Source organism: Streptomyces odontomachi (genome assembly GCF_024435355.1).
Taxonomy (GTDB): Bacteria; Actinomycetota; Actinomycetes; order Streptomycetales; family Streptomycetaceae; genus Streptomyces; species Streptomyces odontomachi.
In genome coordinates, this window is sequence record NZ_JAMJWG010000011.1 from 173,879 (window position 1) to 192,685 (window position 18,807).

The following is an 18,807-nucleotide window of genomic DNA, read 5'->3' on the forward strand; positions in this document are numbered from 1 at the left end:
GTGCGCGCGCCCGGCGGTGTCCCCAGGCGCGCGGAGGCACGCCAGGACGGGCGCAGCGAGGTGCGCGCAGGCCTGGGCACGCGGCCGGTCCCACCTCCCATGTAAGACGACATCGCCGGGTCGCGCGAGGCGAGCCGCCCGCAGCGCGCCCCAGGTGACCGCGCGTCCCGGCCCCGGACAGGCCCTACGCCGGCCGGAACCACACCGTGGCCAGCGGCGGCACCGTCACCTCCAGCCAGCCGGCACCGTCCGAGCCGCACTCCACCGGCTTCAGGACGCCCGCGTTGCGCACCCCGCCCCCGCCGTACCGCACCTCGTCCGTGTTGAGCACCTCACGCCAGCCGGCGTGCCGCTCCGGCACCCTGAGCCGGTAGCCGTGCCGCACCACCGGTGAGAAGTGCGAGACGCACAGCAGGGGCGAGCCGTCGGTGGCGTACCGGAGGAAGGCGAAGAGGTTGTCGTCGCCGGCGTCGCCGACCACCCACGCGAACCCGCCGGGGTCGCCGTCCCGTTGCCACAGCGCCGGCTCGGCGCCGTACGCCGTGTTCAGGTCGCGCACCAGGTCCCGTACCCCGCGGTGGTCCGGCTCGGCGGAGTACGACGGGTCGAGCAGCCACCAGTCGGGCCCGTGCCGCTCGGACCACTCGGCGCCCTGGGCGAACTCCTGGCCCATGAACAGCAGCTGCTTGCCGGGGTGGGCCCACATGAAACCGAGGTAGGCGCGGTGGTCCGCGCGCCGCTGCCACCAGTCGCCCGGCATCTTCGACACCAGGGCCTGCTTGCCGTGCACCACCTCGTCGTGCGAGATCGGCAGGATGTAGTTCTCGCTGTAGGCGTACACCATCGAGAACGTCATCTCGTTGTGGTGGTACTTGCGGTGCACCGGCTCGTGCGCCATGTACGCGAGCGAGTCGTGCATCCAGCCCATGTTCCACTTCAGGCCGAAGCCCAGGCCGCCGAAGCCGTCGGACCCGACGACATGGGTGGGCCGGGTGACGCCGTTCCACGCCGTGGACTCCTCGGCGATGGTCACCACACCGGGCACCCGCCGGTACACGGTGGCGTTCATCTCCTGGAGGAAGGCGACCGCGTCCAGGTCCTCCCGGCCGCCACGGCTGTTCGGGGACCACTGGCCGGGGCCCCGGGAGTAGTCCAGGTAGAGCATGGAGGCGACGGCGTCCACGCGCAGGCCGTCGATGTGGAACTCCTCGCACCAGTAGACCGCGTTGGCCACCAGGAAGTTGCGCACCTCGCGGCGGCCGTAGTCGAACTCCAGCGTGCCCCAGTCCGGGTGCGCGGCACGCGCCGGATCCTGGTGCTCGTACAGCGGCCGGCCGTCGAACTCGGCCAGCGCCCAGTCGTCCCGCGGGAAGTGCGCGGGCACCCAGTCCATCAGCACCCCGACGCCCGCCTGGTGCAGGGCGTCCACCAGGTACCTGAAGTCGTCGGGGGTGCCGAGACGGGCCGTCGGCGCGTAGAACCCGGTGATCTGGTAACCCCACGACGGGCTGAACGGATGCTCGGCGACCGGCATGAACTCGACATGGGTGAAGCCCAGGTCGGTGACGTAGGCGGGCAGCTGCTCGGCCAGCTCGCGGTAGCCGAGGCCGGGGCGCCAGGACGGCAGGTGCACCTCGTACACCGAGAACGGGGCGTCGTGCAGGGACCGCTGGGCGCGGCGGGCCAGCCAGGCCGCGTCCTGCCACGCGTAGCGCGAGACGTGCACGACGGACGCCGTGGCGGGCGGGGCCTCGGTGTGGCGTGCCAGCGGGTCGACGCGCACGGTGCGGGTGCCGTCCGGGCGGGTGATCTCGAACTTGTACAGCCGGCCCTCGCCGACACCGGGCACGAACAGCTCCCAGACGCCCGAGGAACCGAGGGAGCGCATGGGGAAGCCGGTGCCGTCCCAGTAGTTGAAGTCGCCGACCAGGCGCACCCCGCGCGCGTTCGGCGCCCAGACGGTGAAGCGGGTGCCCCGCACGCCCTGGTGCGTGAGGGGCCACGCCCCGAGCGCCTGCCACAGTTGCTCGTGCCGGCCCTCGGAGATCAGGTGCAGATCCAACTCCCCGAGCGACGGCAGGAAACGGTAGGCGTCGGCCGTCTCGTGCACGACGTCCGTGCCCGCCGGTTCCGACGCCGTCGCGGAGTCCGTCCCCGAGCCCGGCCCGGGATACGTCACGAGCAGCCGGTAGTCCGGCACGGTGGCCGGCGGCAACGCAGCCGAGAAGAACCCGTCGCCGTCGTCGTGCAGCTCGACCCGGCGCCCCTCCACGACCACGGTGACCGCCCGTGCGCAGGGCCGCAGCACGCGCAGGGCGACGCCGCCCTCGACCGGGTGGGTCCCGAGCACACCGTGCGGGTCGTGGTGCGTCCCGGCCAGCAGCCGATCCCGGTCCTCCGCCGGAACACCGACACCGGCGGCGACGCGTGCCGCGACGCCGGCGGGGCGTGGCTCCGGTGCGGGTGCGGGTGCGGGTGCGGGTGCGGGTGCGGTGGGCGGCACGGCCCGCCCGGTCCGGGTCCGTGCCGTGGCGGGTCGGCGGGCGGCCGGACCGCTGGTTCCGGTGCTCCGCCGGGCCCGTGTCGCCTTCGACGCGCGCGGGCCGGGCGGCCGGGACCCGGAAGCGGCCTCGGAACCGCCCGAGGCGGTGGCCGGCACCTGCGGAGTGGACGGGGCGGCCGGGGCGGAAGCGGCGTCAGAGGTCTTCGGGGCGGATGCGGGAGCCATGGACGGCGCTGGCGGGGGTGGCGGTGCGGAAGGCGCGGGCGGTGTGGGCGGCGTCGAGGGCGTGGGCGATGTGCCGGACGGCGGGCGGGTCACGGGGGCTCCTGGGCGGTGCAACGGTGCGGTGGGGGGAGGGGAGGGAGCGGGACGGAGATCGGGGGCGGGAGACGGTGCCGGGGTCACTGGTCGTCGGCACCGGCGAGGCGTTGTATCGCGGCGAGCGGCACCGGCAGCCAGTCCGGCCGGTGCCTGGCCTCGTACATCACCTCGTAGACCGCCTTGTCCGTCTCGTAGGCCCGCAGCAGTACCGGTTCGGCGCGCGGGTCGCGGCCCGACACCTCCGCGTACCCGGTGCAGTACGCGCCCCGGCAGCCGTGCGCCCAGGCGGGCGCCCACGGTCGGTGGGAGCGGGCCGCGTAGTCGAAGGAGCGCAGTATCCCGGCGATGTCCCGTACCGGGTGCTGTGGCAGGCAGCGCTCGGTGAGCGGACGCGCCGGCTCGCCCTCGAAGTCGATCAACGACCACTCGCCGGACGGGGCCCGCAGGCACTGGCCGAGGTGCAGGTCGCCGTGGACCCGCTGGGCGGTCCAGAAGTCGTCGCAGCCGCCCAGCGTGCCCAGTGCGTCATAGGCGGACCGCAGCCCGGGCGCGTACCGGCGCAGTGCGGGCACCGCCTGCACGGCGGCCTCCAGGCGCTCCGTCATGCCGGCCGCCAGCAGCTCCAGCTGGGCACGGCCCAGGGTGACGGTGGGCAGCGCGCCGGCCAGCGCGGTGTGCACCTCGGCGGTCGCACGCCCCAGCGCTCGGGCCTCGGCGCGGAAGTCCTCGCCCCTGGCGAGCTCGCTCAGCGCCAGCTGCCAGCCGTCCGTGGCGTCCTTGAGATACGGCTGGAGCACGCCGAGCACCAGCGTGTCCTCCGGCGCTCCCGGCCGGCCGGTGCCCGCGGGGGCGACCGGCGGCCGGGCGTCCGGCGCGCCGGACCTGGGCGTTTCGGGGGCGCCTGCGGGGCGGCGGTCCGGCGGGCCCGAACGGTGCCCGAAGGCCGCCGGCGTACGCCCGTGAGCCGCGGCGGACGCGATGCCCCGGGCGTCCGCGACGAACCAGGCCGCCGGCGGCGGCACCCGCGGGCAGCAGGTGCGTGCGAGGGCGTGCGGCAGCTCCAGGTCCGGGTTGATGCCGGGCACGATGCGCCGGAACAGCTTGAGGATGAAGGTGTCCCCGTAGACCAGGGAGGAGTTGGACTGTTCCGCGCCGAGCAGCCGTGGTGTCAGGTCGGGTGGGACGTCGGTGCCCGCGTCGCGCTCGAAGCGGAGCGTCCCGATGCGGGCCCGGCGGCGCAGCGCGTCCAGCAGCACCTCGGCCAGGGGCGGGTCGTACAGCGCCTCGTACACCGTGCGCCCCGCCAGCGGGCCGTGCGGCACCTCGCCGATCAGTGCGGGGGCCAGGTGCGCCGGCAGCGCCGGTCGCACGCCGAGCAGCAGTTGGTAGCAGTCCCCGGCGACGCGTGACGGGCCGCCGCGCCCGCCCCGCACCGGACGCCCGCTCTGCTCGGCCCGGACCAGCAGGTGCAGCAGGCCGACCGGTGCGGCACGGTCCCCGGCGCCGGGCGGGGGTGCGGCCAGCGGGAGCAGTTCGGTCGCGCAGACCAGGGAGAAGCCGGTGACGGGCCGGCCCTTGCCGGCGAACCAGCGCTGCCGCGGCAGCCAGTCCCGCAGCAGCGGGTCCAGCGAGTCGAGCAGCTCGGGGCAGGCAAGCGACGCCGGGGCCGGCTGTCTGACAGCTTCGGACATTTCGCGTCGCGTCCTTTCCCCAGGCACCACTCAAATTGCGCGTCAGTGTCCCCGAAGGCGGCCGCGGCTGTACGGCTGTGCGGGACGTGTCGGGTCAGGATGGTCCGTACGGACTCGGTCGGTTTGGCCCGGGCGGAACGGGGTGGGGCCGACCCGCCCGGGTGCGTGGCTAGCGGTCGATACCGGCCGCCGACGCCGTGGTCACCGCAGTGCCCGCCGCCGTCGCAGGGGTGTCCTTGCGGAGCCGGAACCAGTAGAAGCCGTGACCCGCGAGGGTGAGCAGATACGGCCATTCGCCGATCGCCGGGAACCGCACCCCGCCGATCAGCTCCACCGGGTGGCGGCCCTCGAAGGCCCGCAGGTCCAGCTCGGTCGGCTGGGCGAACCGGGAGAAGTTGTTCACGCACAGCACGGTGTCCTCGCCGGAGTCACCGTCGTACTCGCGCAGGTACGCCAGCACCGCCGGGTTGGTGGACGGCAGCTCGGTGTAGCGGCCCAGGCCGAACGCCGGGTTCTGCTTGCGGATCTCGATCATCCGGCGGGTCCAGTGCAGCAGCGAGGACGGCGAGGACATGGACGCCTCGACGTTGGTGACCTGGTAGCCGTAGACCGGATCCATGATGGTGGGCAGGAAGAGCCGGCCCGGGTCGCAGGAGGAGAAGCCGGCGTTGCGGTCCGGCGTCCACTGCATCGGGGTGCGCACCGCGTCCCGGTCACCGAGCCAGATGTTGTCGCCCATCCCGATCTCGTCGCCGTAGTACAGGATCGGCGAGCCCGGCAGGGACAGCAGCAGTGCGGTGAACAGCTCGATCTGGTTGCGGTCGTTGTCGAGGAGCGGGGCGAGACGGCGGCGGATGCCGATGTTGGCGCGCATACGCGGATCCTTCGCGTACTCCGCGTACATGTAGTCACGCTCTTCGTCCGTGACCATTTCCAGCGTCAGCTCGTCGTGATTACGCAGGAAGATTCCCCACTGGCAGCCGGACGGAATCGCGGGCGTCTTGGCGAGGATTTCCGAGACCGGGTAGCGCGATTCCCGCCTGACCGCCATGAAGATACGCGGCATCACCGGGAAGTGGAATGCCATATGGCATTCGTCGCCGCCCTTCGTGAAATCCCCGAAATAGTCGACGACATCTTCAGGCCATTGATTCGCCTCGGCCAGCAGTACCGTGTCGGGGTAATGCGCGTCGATCTCGGCGCGTACCCTCCGCAGCATGGCGTGGGTGGCCGGCAGATTCTCGCAGTTGGTGCCCTCCTGCGTGAAAAGGTAGGGCACCGCATCCAGTCGGAATCCATCGATGCCGAGGTCCAGCCAGAAGCGCAGCGCGGCCAGGATCTCCTCCTGCACCGCCGGGTTCTCGAAGTTGAGGTCGGGTTGGTGGGAGAAGAACCGGTGCCAGTAGTACTGCTTGCGCACCGGGTCGAAGGTCCAGTTGGAGGCCTCGGTGTCGACGAAGATGACCCGGGCGTCCTGGTACTGCTTGTCGTCGTCGGCCCAGACGTAGTAGTCGCCGTAGGGTCCGTCGGGGTCGGTGCGGGACTCCTGGAACCACGGGTGCTGGTCGCTGGTGTGGTTCATCACGAAGTCGATGATCACCCGCATGCCCCGTTGGTGGGCCGCGTCCACGAACTCCACGAAGTCGGCCAGGTCGCCGAACTCCGGGAGCACCGAGGTGTAGTCGGACACGTCGTAACCGCCGTCACGCAGCGGCGACTTGAAGAACGGCGGCAGCCACAGGCAGTCGACGCCGAGCCACTGGAGGTAGTCCAGCTTGGCGGTGATGCCCTTGAGGTCGCCCACGCCGTCCCCGTTGCTGTCCTGGAACGACCGGACCAGGACCTCGTAGAAGACGGCGCGTTTGAACCAATCCGGGTCCCGGTCCTTGGCGGGGGTGTCCTCGAAGGTGTCCGGGACGGGTTCATTGACGATCATGTGCTGGTGACCCTCCGATCGGCGGGGACGGTCGCAGGACGGTGAAGATGTGCGCCGGGGTACGTGCCGGCTCCAGTCGCACATAGTTGGTCCTGCCCCAGTGATAGGTCTCGCCGGTGAGCTCGTCGCGCACCGGCAGGGGCTCGTCCCAGTCGAGCCCGAGCCGCGGCATGTCCAATGACACCGAGGTTTCATGGGTGTTGTGGGGGTCGAGGTTGACGACCACCAGCACCGTGTTCGTGCCACGGTCACACGCAGCGGCTTTCGAATAGGCAATCACTGATTCGTCGTCGGTGTCATGGAAATCAAGACTTCTGAGCTGTTGTAGAGCAGGGCTACGGCGTCTGATACGGTTCAGGGCGGCGATCAGTGGTGCGATGGTGCGCCCCTCGCGCTCGGCCGCCTCCCAGTCGCGTGGCCGGAGTTCGTATTTCTCGGAATTCCGGTACTCTTCGCTGCCCGCCCGCAGCGGTTCGTTCTCGCACAGCTCGAATCCGCTGTACACGCCCCAGGACGGTGCGAGTGTCGCGGCCAGGACCGCGCGCACCTCGAAGGCCGGACGCCCGCCTTTCTGAAGATATTCGTGCAGGATGTCCGGAGTGTTCACAAAGAAATTCGGCCGTAGATACGAGGCGGTTTCCCCGGTGAGTTCCGTGAGATATTCCGTCAGTTCTCGCTTGGAATTGCGCCAGGTGAAGTAGGTGTACGACTGCGTGAAGCCGATCGCGGCCAGCGTCTTCAGCATCGCCGGACGGGTGAACGCTTCGGCCAGGAAGACGACGTCCGGATCGGTGCGGTTGATCTCGCCGATGACCTGCTCCCAGAACACCACCGGCTTGGTGTGGGGATTGTCCACGCGGAAGATGCGCACCCCGTGCGCCATCCAGAAGCGCAGAATGCGCAGTGTCTCGGTGACGATCCCGGGCATGTCACGCTCGAAGCAGAGCGGGTAGATGTCCTGGTACTTCTTCGGCGGATTCTCCGCGTGCGCGATGCTGCCGTCGGGCTGCTGCCGGAACCACTCGGGGTGCTCGCGCACCCACGGGTGATCAGGGGAGCATTGCAGGGCGAAGTCGAGGGCGACCTCGAGACGCAGGTCGGCCGCCCGCCGCACGAACGCGTCGAAGTCGTCGAGCGTGCCGAGATCCGGGTGCACCGCGTCATGCCCACCCGCCGGCGAGCCGATCGCCCAGGGCACCCCGACATCGTGCGGCCCGGCCGCCAGGGCGTTGTCCCGGCCCTTGCGGAACGTGGTGCCGATCGGGTGGATCGGCGGCAGGTACACCACGTCGAAGCCCATCGCGGCGATGGCGGGCAGCCGCTCCGCCGCGGTCCGGAAGGTGCCGCTCACCGGCGCCCCGCCGTCCGCGCCCGGCCGGGCGCCCTCCGAGCGCGGGAAGAACTCGTACCAGGACCCGAACAGCGCCCTCTTGCGCTCCACCAGCAACGACAGCCGCGGCGACGCGGTCACCATCTCGCGCAGCGGATAGCGGGCGAGCACCGCCGTCACCTCGTCGGCGAGCGCGACGGCGAGCCGGTCGGCGGCCGGGCGCGTGGTGTCGCGCAGCGCGTCGGCCGCCTCCAGCACCAGCTCACGGCGGCCCTTGCTCTTGGGCACCCCGGCCGCGGCACGCTCGAGCAGCGCGGCGCCCTCGGCCAGCACCAGTTCGGTGTCGACGCCGGCCGGGACCTTCACCGCGGCGGCCCGCCGCCAACTGGCCACCGGGTCCCCCCAGGCCTCCACCAGATAGCTCCAACGGCCCTCCACCGCCGGGGCGACCGTGGCACCCCAGCGGTCGGTGCCCGGGGCCAGCTCGCGCATCGGGATCCAGGTGCCGCCCCGGCCGTTCGGGCCGCGCAGCACGACATTGGCGCCCACCGCCTCGTGGCCTTCACGGAAGACGGTCGCGGTGATGTCGAAGGCCTCACCGGCCACCGACTTGGCGGGTCTGCGCCCGCGGTCGACGAAGGGGTGTACGTCCAGGACGGGGATACGGCCGAGCATGGGATCACCTGGGGGGAGGGTGGGGCGTGCACGGTGGGGGGAGGCGCGCGCGGCGCGGGCGGAGCGGCGCGCGGACCGGTGGGGGAGAGGACGTCGATCGGGCCGAGCCGACGCGGCAGCGCCGGCACAGCACACCGTAAAGGTTGTTTTGACCTTTTTATCGGTGCGGGCGGCGGCTGGCGGGTTTGCGGGCATGGCTGCTCCTGTCCGCGTTCGCTCAGTTCACTCCATCGGCGGCCGCGCCGGCGCGCCGCATACCGGGTGAGCCTTACCCGGGCGGCTCGGGCGCGCACCCGGTCGCTCTGACGCTTGCTCAGATCGCGAGCGATGCGCAGGGCGCGCGCTGTGACACGCCGTCCATCCGTGCGCCGTGGTCTGCCCCTGGCGGGGGCCGGCATCGGTGCCCCGTGCGCTGCGCGCCCCGTTGCAAGGTCCTAAATGGATTGCAAAGGTGGATATGTGAAGGCTATCCGTCGGATCACCGTACGCCCGGTTCTTCCTGAACCGCTTCGCCCCCTCAGTCGCCTGGCCCGCAATCTGCGCTGGTCCTGGCACCCCCCGACCCGTGACCTCTTCGCCGCAGTGGACCCCGACCGCTGGCATGGTGCCGGCGGCGACCCGGTGCGGTTGCTCGGCAGCGTGCCGCCCGCCCGGCTGGAGCGGCTCGCCACCGACGACGACTTCCTGCGCCGGCTCGCCGCTGCCGACGCCGACCTGACCGCGTACCTCGACGGCGACCGCTGGTACCAGCGACACCCCAGGGATCCGGTCGGCGCAGCCGGCGCCGGCGACACCGCGCTGCCCGCCGCCGTCGCCTACTTCTCCCCCGAGTTCGGCATCACCGCCGCGCTACCGCAGTACTCCGGTGGCCTCGGCATCCTGGCCGGCGACCACCTCAAGGCCGCCAGCGACCTCGGCGTCCCGCTGATCGGCGTGGGACTCCTCTACCGCCACGGCTACTTCCGGCAGAGCCTGGCCCGGGACGGCTGGCAGCAGGAGCACTACCCGGTGCTCGACCCCCACGAGCTGCCGCTCAGCCCGCTGCGCGAGCCGGACGGCACCCTCACCCGCGTCCGGCTCGCGCTGCCCGGCGGACGCGACCTGCGGGCCCGCATCTGGCGCGCCCAGGTCGGCCGGGTCCCGCTGCTCCTGCTCGACTCGGCCGTCGAGGAGAACGCCCCGCGCGAACGAGAGGTCACCGACCGGCTCTACGGCGGCGGCAGCGAGCACCGGCTGCTCCAGGAGATGCTGCTCGGCATGGGAGGGGTGCGCGCCCTGCGCGCCTACTGCCGGATCACCGGCCACCCGGCACCCGAGGTCTTCCACAGCAACGAGGGCCATGCCGGCTTCCTCGGCGTGGAGCGCATCCACGAGCTGGCCGGGCAGGGCCTCGACTTCGACGCGGCCCTCCAGGCGGTGCGCGCGGGCACCGTCTTCACCACCCACACGCCCGTACCGGCCGGCATCGACCGCTTCGACCGCGAGCTGGTCGCCCGCCACTTCGGACCCGACGCCGAGCTGCCGGACGCCGACGTCGAACGGATCCTCCGGCTCGGCCAGGAGAGTTACCCGGGCGGCGATCCCGCCCTGTTCAACATGGCCGTCATGGGCCTCAGGCTCGGCCAGCGGGCCAACGGTGTCTCGCTGCTGCACGGCCACGTCGGCCGTGCCATGTTCGCCGGCCTGTGGCCCGGCTTCGACGCCGACGAGGTGCCCATCACCGCCATCACCAACGGAGTGCACGCACCCACCTGGGTGGCACCCGAGGCGGACCGGCTGCTCGCCCGGGCCCTCGGCACCGCGGACGCCGGGCCCGGCAAGGCCGGCGGCGGTGCCGGCGAGCACCCGGACACCACCGACGCCGAGCGCACCGCGGCGTGCTGGGCGGACACCGACGCCATCCCGGACGAGGCCGTCTGGCAGCTCCGCCGCGAGCTGCGCGGCCGGCTCGTCGGCGAGGTGCGCACCCGGCTGCACGCCTCCTGGCTGGAGCGCGGTGCCGCCCCCGCCGAGCTGGCCTGGATCGACGACGCGCTCGACCCGTCCGTCCTCACCATCGGCTTCGCCCGCCGCGTCCCCTCCTACAAGCGCCTCACCCTGATGCTGCGCGACCGCGAGCGGCTCACCCGGCTGCTGCTGCACCCCGAGCGGCCGGTGCAGATCGTGGTGGCCGGCAAGGCGCACCCCGCGGACGAGAGCGGCAAGCGCCTCATCCAGGAACTCGTCCGCTTCACGGACGATCCAGAGGTGCGCCACCGCATCGTCTTCCTGCCGGACTACGGCATGGGGATGGCGCAGTCGCTCTACCCCGGCTGCGACGTCTGGCTGAACAACCCGCTGCGCCCGCTGGAGGCCTGCGGCACCTCCGGCATGAAGGCCGCGCTCAACGGGTGCCTCAACCTCTCCGTCCTGGACGGCTGGTGGGACGAGTGGTACGAGCCGGACTTCGGCTGGGCCATCCCCACGGCGGACGGCATCGGCAGTGCGCCGGGCGCCGGCGCCGTCGGGCCACCACCCGACCGCGCTGCCGACGGCTCCGGGATCGACGAGGACCGCCGTGACGACCTGGAGGCGAGCGCGCTCTACGACCTGCTGGAGAACGCCATCACCCCGCGCTTCTACGAACGCGGCACGAGCGGCCTGCCGGACCGCTGGATCGAGATGGTCCGCCGCACCCTGAGCGGACTCGGCCCCAAGGTGCAGGCCTCCCGCATGGTGCGGGCGTACGTGGAGCGCCTGTACGCGCCGGCCGCGCGGGCGCACCGCGCCCTCGACCCGGCGGCGGCCCGCGCGCTCGCCGCCTGGAAGGCCCGGGTGCACGCGGCCTGGCCGCGGGTCGCGGTCGACCACGTGGAGGCGCCGCTGGCCGCACACACGGCGGAGCTCGGCGCCACCCACGCCCTGCGGGTCCGGGTCCGTCTTGGCGACCTCTCCCCGGACGACGTGGAGGTGCAGGCGGTCACCGGCCGCGTCGACGCGGAGGACCGCATCACGGAGGCGTCCTCCTTCCCGCTGAAGCCGTCCTCCGGGCCCGACCTGGCGGACCGCTGGACCTACGAGGGGCCGCTCACCCTGGGCCGCACCGGACCCTTCGGCTACACGGTCCGCATCCTGCCCGCCCATCCGCTGCTGGCCTCCGGTGCCGAACTGGGCCTGGTCGCCCTGCCGGAGGACCAGGGCGGTGCCGCGGGCGGGGAGGCGGGGGTGCTGCTGCGGTAGGGCCGGGGCGCGATGTGCAGGGTAAGACGGCGGCGGGCGGTGCGCGTGACCTCGAAGGTCCCGCACACCGCCCGCCGTGTGGTGTTCCGGCGGCCCGTCATCGGGCCACGGGCCGCCGGGTCAGCAGGTGCTCACCCGCGGATGACGCTCAGGGCTCAGCTGACGTTCACCGCTGCCCAGGCGGCGTCCACGGCCTTGTACTCGGCCGAGCCCTCGCCGTACAGGTCGGCCGCCGCGCTCAGGGTGCCGGTGCGGGCGCTCGCGTACTTCGTGGTCGTGGTGAAGTACTCGGTCAGCGCCTTGTACCAGATCTGCTCGGCCTTGTCCCGGCCGATGCCGGTGACGGTCGAGCCGTTGGAGGTCGGGGAGTCGTAGTCGACGCCGTTGACGGTCTTCTTCCCGCTGCCCTCGGAGAGCAGGTAGAAGAAGTGGTTGGCGATGCCGGACGAGTAGTGCACGTCGACGCTGCCGGCGCTGGAGCTCCAGGAGTCCAGCGAGGCGCCGTCCTTGCTGGGCTTGTCCATGTAGCGCAGCGGGGAACCGTCGCCGAAGATGTCGATCTTCTCGCCGATCAGGTAGTCGCCCGGGTCCTCGGGGTTGTCGGCGTGGAACTCGACCGCGGTGCCGAATATGTCGCTGGTCGCCTCGTTCAGACCGCCCGACTCACCGCTGTAGTTCAGGCCGGCGGTGGTGGAGGTGACGCCGTGGCTCATCTCGTGCCCGGCCACGTCCATCGCCGTCAGCGGGGCCTTGTTGCCCTCGCCGTCGCCGTAGGTCATGCAGAAGCAGGAGTCGTCCCAGAAGGCGTTGACGTAGTTGTTGCCGTAGTGGACCCGCGAGTACGCGCCGACGCCGTCACCGGCGATGCCGCTGCGGCCGTGCACGGACTTGTAGTAGTCCCAGGTCTCCTGGGCGCCGTAGGCGGCGTCGACGCCGGCGGTGGCCGGGTCGTTGACGGTGCCGTCGCCCCACTTGTCGTCGGAGTCCGTGAAGAGCGTGCCCTTGCCGCTGGTGCCGTTCTTCAGGTTGTAGGTGCTGTGGCCACCGCGGGAGTCGTCGGTCATCACGTAACCGCCGCTGCCCTGCTTGGTGCCGATCGTCACCGAGCCGCTGAACTCGCTCTCGCCGGTGCCGGTGTGGATGGCGTCGTACTGGAAGAGCTTCTTGCCGGTGGCGGCGTCCGTGATGACGTGCAGCTTCTGGGGCGTGCCGTCCTTCGCGGTGCCGGTGACGACCTTCTCGTAGGCCAGCGTCGGCGTGCCGGAGGCGGCCCAGACGACCTTGCGGGCGCCCTCGGGTGCGGCCTTCGCTGCGAGCGTGCCGGTGCCGGTCGGCACCGCGATGTCGGCCTTCGTGGCGCGCGTGACCTGGCTGGTCTTGCCGGACTCGGTGGTGTGCACGACGAGGTCGCCGCCGAGTACGGGCAGGCCGTCGTAGGTGCGCTCGTAGCGGGTGTGGGTGGCGCCGTTGCGGTCCTTGACGACGTCCTTGACGACCAGCTTCTCCTTGGCACCCAGGCCCAGGGCCTTCGCCGTCTCGGCGGTCCTGGCGCTGGCGGCCTTGATGAGGTCGGTGTGGGCCGCGCCGGTGAGGCTCATCGGGGCGGCGGAGGGGGCGGCGGTCGAGGGGGCGGTCTTGGCGGACGCCGGCCCGGCGATGCCGGAGAGGATCAGTGCCCCGGAGGCGACGGAGGTGGCGATGGCCAGAACCTTGCCTCTGCGAGTGATGTGGGGGGTCACGCAGGCTCCCTTGTGAGGTGTGAAACCCGGAGACGTGGGGGTCTACCCGGGTAGAGGAGGCAGGTGTGGAGTGCTCCCGTCCGGGCAGCCTGTCATCGCCTCGATGTACATGTCATGAGTGTGTCCATATGTTGGCCGAAACTCGTCCGTTGAGCGATGATCGGTGCCCGTAATGCGAACGGCCCGTTCCGGATGGGGACGGAACGCGTGAAGACGGAGCAAGAGGGGCGCCGGACCGATCGGTTGACCCGACCGGCCCGGCGCCCCTTTGCGTTACCCGCGGCGTACCTGTTCCTGTGGTGTACCGCTAGAAGGTGATGCTCCAGCTGTCGATGTAGCCGGTGTCACCCGAGTAGTTGTCGACCACGTACAACTCCCAGGTGCCGTCCGCGGCTTCACCCGTCGCGTCGACCTGCCAGGAGGCGTCGATGTTCGGGGTCGAGTCGCTGGGGTCGTTCTGCACCAGCTGGGCGTAGTCCCCGCTCGGCGCGAAGAGGTAGACGTCCAGGTCACCGCTGTAGGAGTGGACGATGCTCACGTCGACCTGGATGATGCCCGCGGTGCCGATGCCGGAGACGTCGATGAACGAGGAGGCGTCGGACGTGTCCGGGATGTTGACGTTGGTGTCGTTGGTGAAGGTGCCGTCGCCCGGGTCGCCGGGGTCGCCCGAGCCGGAGCCGACGTTGACGCCTGCCCAGGCGTTCGCGACCGCGTTGTACTCGGTGGAACCCGAGCCGTAGAGGGCCGCCGCCGCGTTCAGCGTGCCGGTACGGGCGCTCGCGTAGTTGGTGGTGGACGTGAACTGCTCGGTCAGCGCCTTGTACCAGATCGCCGAGGCCTTGTCGCGGCCGATACCGGTGACGGTCGAGCCGTCGTAGGTCGGCGAGTTGTAGCTGACGCCGCCGATCACCTTGGCGCCGCTGCCCTCGGAGAGCAGGTAGAAGAAGTGGTTCGCCACACCGGACGAGTAGTGGACGTCCTTGTTGCCGACGCCGGAGGACCAGTAGTCCGCGGAGCCGCCGTCCTTGCTCGGCTTGTCCATGTACCGCAGCGGAGTACCGTCACCGTTGATGTCGATCTTCTCGCCGATGAGGTAGTCGCCCGGGTCCGCGGAGTTGTTCGCGTACCACTCGACCATGGTGCCGAATATGTCGCTGGTGGCCTCGTTCAGGCCGCCGGACTCACCGCTGTAGTTGAGTCCTGCGGAGTTCGAGGTGACACCGTGGGACATCTCGTGGCCGGCCACGTCGAGCGCCGTCAGCGGGTCCGCGTTGCCCGAGCCGTCGCCGTACGTCATGCAGAAGCACGAGTCGTCCCAGAAGGCGTTCACGTAGCTGTTGCCGTAGTGCGCCCGGGAGTACGCCGCGCGGCCGTCGTCGGCGATGCCGTTACGGCCGTAGGTGTTCTTGTAGAAGTCCCAGGTCTCCTGGGCACCGTAGGCGGCGTCGGCGCCCGCGGTCTCCGCGTTGCTCGCCGTGTGGTCGCCCCACACGTCGTCGGAGCCCGAGAAGAGGGTGCCGGTGCCCGAGGTGCCGTGGTTCAGGTTGTACGTCTTGTGGCCACCGCGGCTGGTGTCGTTGAGCGTGTACGTCGACCCGGACTGCGAGGTGCCGAGCGTCACCGTGCCGCTGTACTCGGTGTTGCCCGTACCGGTCTCGATGCCCTGGTACTTGTACAGCTGCTTGCCGGTGGCGGCGTCGGTGATGACGTGCAGCTGGTTGGGCGTGCCGTCCTTCTGGAAGCCGCCGACCACCGTCTCGTAGGCGAGCGTCGGGGTGCCGGAGCCGGCCCAGATCACCTTGCGCGGCGCCTTGGCGTCGGCCTGCTTGGCGCCCTGGGTCTTCGCGACGCCGAGGGCCTTGTCCGTGGCGGTCCCCGCGGAGATCTTCGCCGCCGTCTTCGGGCTGCCCAGGTGCTTCATCATCGGGTGGACGAAGCCCTGGGTCCTGGTGACGTCCTTGGCCTGCACGATGAAGTCGCCGCCCAGGACGGGCAGGCCGTCGTAGGTGCGCTCGTAGTGCGTGTGGGTGGTGCCGTCCTTGTCCTTGACGACGTTCTTGACGACCAGCTTCTCCTTGGCCGGGAGGCCCAGGATGGCGGCGGTCTTGTCCGTGGCGGCCTGCTCCTGCTTGATCAGGTCGGCGTGCTGGGTGGGGGTCAGATCCGCCGCCATGGCGCCGCGGTCGATGTCACCGAGCCGCGGGGTGGGGTGCTGGCTCGTGGCCTGCGACGCCGGCTTGTCCGCGGCGGCGGCGGTTCCCGCCTGGGCGCCGATGGACAGCAGCGCGGCCACGGCGACGAAGGTGCTGGCGGCGGTGAAGGCGGATCTGTGGGAGGCCGATCTGTGGGAGCTGCCTCTTCGGGAGGTGTGTCTCAACACTGACTCCTTCTGCATGGCCGCGAAGCGCGACCAGAGGGGGGCCGGGCGGCTGGGTGACCGTCCGGGCAGGGCTGGCGGAACCCGTGCGGGTACGTGCGGATACAGCGGTGCTTGGCCGGGGGGTCCCCGGCCGAGCGGGAGGATGCGGAGCCCGGCGAACCGGATGTGAGGAACGTGCGCCCGACTTGTGCACCCTGGCTAGCGTGAAGCGTCGCAGGCGGCCCGATGATTGTCAGGAGCGCGTCAGCAGGTTGGCCGGAAACGGTCCGGTGCCCGGAGAGTAATGTTCGATAGGCGAACCCGGGCGACGTGGTTGTCCTCCCGTTTCCCGTATGGGGTATTCGGATGTTCAGAACGCCAGGGGGCCGTTCCGGACACGTCTCAGAGGTATGTTCGCAGAAATGTGACGCGCGTAAACCTGGCTGAAAATCGACCCTCGGCTGAATGTCTCGCACGCGGGCGTGCGCGGCGGGGCGGACGGTTGGCCGCCCGTGACGAGCGAGTGCACGTGGGGGAGCGCGCGGCCGTGGGCTCGCGCCGTTAGGGGGTGGCCCCGGATGCCGGTGGCGACGTTTCGGTCTCGTTCCGCCTGGGCGCTCCCTCACTGCCTCAAGAGGTCGTCTCGTTCGGTGCCGAAGAGGCGGGAGCTGGGCTCGGCGGGTTTCGGCTGGTTATGGGCAGGGGGTGTCAACCAGCGGCGTGGGACGGTCCAGCCGCCAGACCGCGACGATCCTGCTGCCCGAGGGAACTGCTGGCGGTATTCCCTGTTCACGCAGGACTTCGGTGAAGCCCAACCGGCGCGGTACCCGGCGCTAGGTCCTGTCGTCAAACTCCCGTCGTTGCCCGAAGGGCGGCTCGGCGGCGTCAGGTGCGTGCTCTGGGGGTCCCCCCTGCTCGAAGAGCTTGGGGGAGTGCCGGGCGCGAGTCCGCGTACTGGATGTACGTGGGCTTGTGCCCGGTGCGGCGAGAGGGCGTGCATGACGCCGCCAGGCAGACGGGAGTTTGACGACAGGGCCTAGAGGTGGTGGACAGGTCGTGCGCGATGTCCAGGTACTCCACGTCCGGCAGGGTGAACATCTCGGTGACGATGGCCGCCGTTGCTCTGGTGGCTATGCCCTGGCCGGTGGCGGCACCCCGCCGACCGACGGCTGTTGCCGGGGCGGTCGGCGGGTAACCCGGGCGCTGCGGCCCGTCGGGCGCCGGCGCGGTCTCCGGCTCGCCCATCCCGTCCGTGCTGACCCCCACCACCCCGTCCCTCGGTTCCCTGGCAGGCAGCTCACCAGGGAACCGGGCCGTGCTCGTCGAAGAAGCCGCCGGTCGGCCCGTCATCGGGCAGCGTGGCGAGCCGGACGACCACGGCCGCGCCGTCGGCCGCGGTGCGGGTGAGGCCGGGGAACGCGGTGGTGAGGTCGGTCGCGCACGGCCCCGGATCGGCGGCGTTGACCAGGATGTTGCGGCTGCGCAGTTCCTTGGCGTACTGCACGGTCAGCGAGTTGAGTGCGGTCTTGGACGGGACGTACGCGGCCAGCGGGGGCCGGGTTGTGAAGTAGTCCTCGGGATCGGTCATCCGGGCGATGGAGCCCAGTCCACTGCTGACATTGACGATCCGGGCGGCGGGGGAGCGGGCGAGCAGCGGCAGCATCGTGGTGGTCACGCTGATCACGCCGAACACGTTGGTCTCGAACACCTCGCGTACAGCGGGCAGTTCGACACTGCCAGGGCTCTGGGCGGCGAGGTCGCCGGAGATGCCGGCGTTGTTGACCAGGATGTCCAGCCGGCCAAAGCGCTCCTCGATCCAGCGGGCGGCGGACAGGACGCCGGCGCGGTCGGTGACGTCCAGGGTGACCGGGTGCACCCGCGGGCCCAGGTCGGCTGCGGCTGCCGCACCGCGGTGCGGGTCGCGCGAGGCCAGCAGGACGTTCGTGCCGAGCGAGGCGAGCCGGGCTGCGACCTCGCGCCCGATGCCCTTGTTGGCGCCGGTGACCAGGGCAGTCGTGGTTTCTGTCATGCGTTCAGCCCATCACGGGGGCGGCCGGGAGTTCCAACACCGATCAGGTGCGCAGCGATACCGTGCGGGTATGGAAAGACTGGAGGTCCGCGAGCTCGTCTACTTCACCGCTGTCGCCGAAGAACTGCACTTCGGTCGGGCGGCCGCCCGGCTGGGGATGACCCAACCGCCGCTGTCCCGCGCCATTCAGCAGCTCGAACGACGGCTGGGCGTAGCCCTGTTGGAACGTGGCAGTCGCCGGGTCGCACTGACCGAGGCGGGGGCCGTCCTGCTCCGCGAGAGCCGTACGGTGCTCGACGCCGCGTCGGCCGCGGCCCGCCGCACCCGGCGGGCCGGCCGCGCCGACCCGCGTCTGGTCCTGGTCATCAAGCCGGGCGGCGACGGTGGCCTGCTGCCCGCGATCCTCGACGCCTATCAGGCTGAGCCGGGTGCGCTGCCGGTCGAGCTGGTGTGCAGCTTCGGCGAGCGTGAGAGCCTCCTGCGGGAGGGTCGTGCCGACGCCGCCCTGCTTCACCGCCCCCACCACGACCTCACCGGCCTGGACACCCAGGACCTCCTGACCGAGACTCAACTTCTCGTGGTGCCGAGTTCGCATCGCCTCGCGGGCCGTACCCGGGTCTGCCTGAACGACCTCGCCGGGGAGCCCCTGCCCCGCTGGCCGGGCGCATCTGAGGGCGGCTCACACGGACCCGAGGTCCACGACCTTGCGCAGCTTCTCCACCTCATCGCCTTGCGCCGCATGGTCGCCGTCCTCCCCTCCTCCATCCGCGACCAGCTCCGCGACGACCTGGTCGCTGTCCCAGTCGATGATGCCGCCCCCACCACGCTCGTGCTCGCCTGGCCCGAGCACGCCACCTCCCCAGCCCTGGCCGCCTTCGTCCGTGCGGCCGCCGCCGTGGCGGGCAAGGCGACGGGCCACGGCGGGTAGAGCGGGGAGACACGCGGGGTGGGAGGCGCCCTCGCCCATGCCCGCAGGCGTGCGAACACTCCAGGACGCCCCGACGG

Annotated in this window: 10 protein-coding genes and 1 pseudogene; 2 read left to right on the forward strand and 9 right to left on the reverse strand. The window is 71.3% G+C overall.

Going from position 1 to position 18,807, the window contains the following annotated elements:
- Positions 1-184: 184 nt before the first annotated feature.
- The 5 genes from glgB to NQO67_RS22980 all read right to left on the reverse strand — a co-directional run bounded on the left by glgB (position 185) and on the right by NQO67_RS22980 (position 8,456).
- The gene (gene glgB, locus NQO67_RS22965) at positions 185-2,728 is read right to left on the reverse strand and encodes a 1,4-alpha-glucan branching enzyme (protein ID WP_374119060.1); all 2,544 of its coding nucleotides are present in this window, start codon (positions 2,726-2,728) and stop codon (positions 185-187) included.
- Positions 2,697-2,921 carry a hypothetical protein gene (locus NQO67_RS44610; RefSeq protein ID WP_374119061.1) on the reverse strand — a complete coding sequence of 75 codons (225 nt, stop codon included), beginning with the start codon at positions 2,919-2,921 and terminating at the stop codon, positions 2,697-2,699. Before NQO67_RS44610 ends, glgB begins: the two co-directional genes overlap by 32 nt.
- Positions 2,905-4,515, reverse strand: coding sequence for a maltokinase N-terminal cap-like domain-containing protein (locus NQO67_RS22970; RefSeq protein WP_255952038.1), 1,611 nt, complete (start codon positions 4,513-4,515; stop codon positions 2,905-2,907). The genes NQO67_RS44610 and NQO67_RS22970 overlap by 17 nt, the downstream gene beginning before the upstream one ends.
- A 169-nt stretch (positions 4,516-4,684) precedes the next feature.
- A complete protein-coding gene (treS, locus tag NQO67_RS22975; RefSeq protein ID WP_255952041.1) occupies positions 4,685-6,451 on the reverse strand; it encodes a maltose alpha-D-glucosyltransferase in 1,767 nt (588 codons plus the stop codon).
- On the reverse strand, positions 6,438-8,456 hold the full coding sequence (locus NQO67_RS22980) for an alpha-1,4-glucan--maltose-1-phosphate maltosyltransferase (RefSeq protein ID WP_255952043.1): 2,019 nt from the start codon (positions 8,454-8,456) through the stop codon (positions 6,438-6,440). The genes treS and NQO67_RS22980 overlap by 14 nt, the downstream gene beginning before the upstream one ends.
- A gap of 459 nt (positions 8,457-8,915) precedes the next feature.
- On the opposite strand from NQO67_RS22980, the gene glgP reads away from it, so the two are divergent.
- On the forward strand, positions 8,916-11,675 hold the full coding sequence (glgP, locus tag NQO67_RS22985) for an alpha-glucan family phosphorylase (protein WP_255952044.1): 2,760 nt from the start codon (positions 8,916-8,918) through the stop codon (positions 11,673-11,675).
- 155 nt (positions 11,676-11,830) lie between these two features.
- Here glgP and NQO67_RS44615 read toward each other — a convergent pair whose 3' ends face one another.
- The 4 genes and pseudogenes from NQO67_RS44615 to NQO67_RS23000 all read right to left on the reverse strand — a co-directional run bounded on the left by NQO67_RS44615 (position 11,831) and on the right by NQO67_RS23000 (position 17,802).
- Positions 11,831-12,388: a M4 family metallopeptidase gene (locus NQO67_RS44615; RefSeq protein WP_374119069.1), complete on the reverse strand. Its 558-nt coding sequence runs from the start codon at positions 12,386-12,388 to the stop codon at positions 11,831-11,833.
- Positions 12,380-13,273 (reverse strand): annotated as a pseudogene (locus NQO67_RS44620) (M4 family metallopeptidase); the annotation flags it as partial. The pseudogene NQO67_RS44620 and the gene NQO67_RS44615, both read right to left, overlap by 9 nt.
- A 448-nt stretch (positions 13,274-13,721) precedes the next feature.
- Positions 13,722-15,809 (reverse strand): M4 family metallopeptidase, encoded by a 2,088-nt coding sequence (locus NQO67_RS22995; RefSeq protein WP_255952047.1) that lies wholly within the window; start codon positions 15,807-15,809, stop codon positions 13,722-13,724.
- 1,261 nt (positions 15,810-17,070) lie between these two features.
- Positions 17,071-17,802, reverse strand: a complete 732-nt coding sequence (locus NQO67_RS23000; protein WP_255952048.1) for an SDR family oxidoreductase — start codon at positions 17,800-17,802, stop codon at positions 17,071-17,073.
- Positions 17,803-17,872: 70 nt separating this feature from the next.
- Here NQO67_RS23000 and NQO67_RS23005 point away from each other — a divergent pair, with 70 nt between their 5' ends.
- Positions 17,873-18,730: a LysR family transcriptional regulator gene (locus NQO67_RS23005; protein ID WP_255952049.1), complete on the forward strand. Its 858-nt coding sequence runs from the start codon at positions 17,873-17,875 to the stop codon at positions 18,728-18,730.
- Positions 18,731-18,807: the final 77 nt, after the last annotated feature.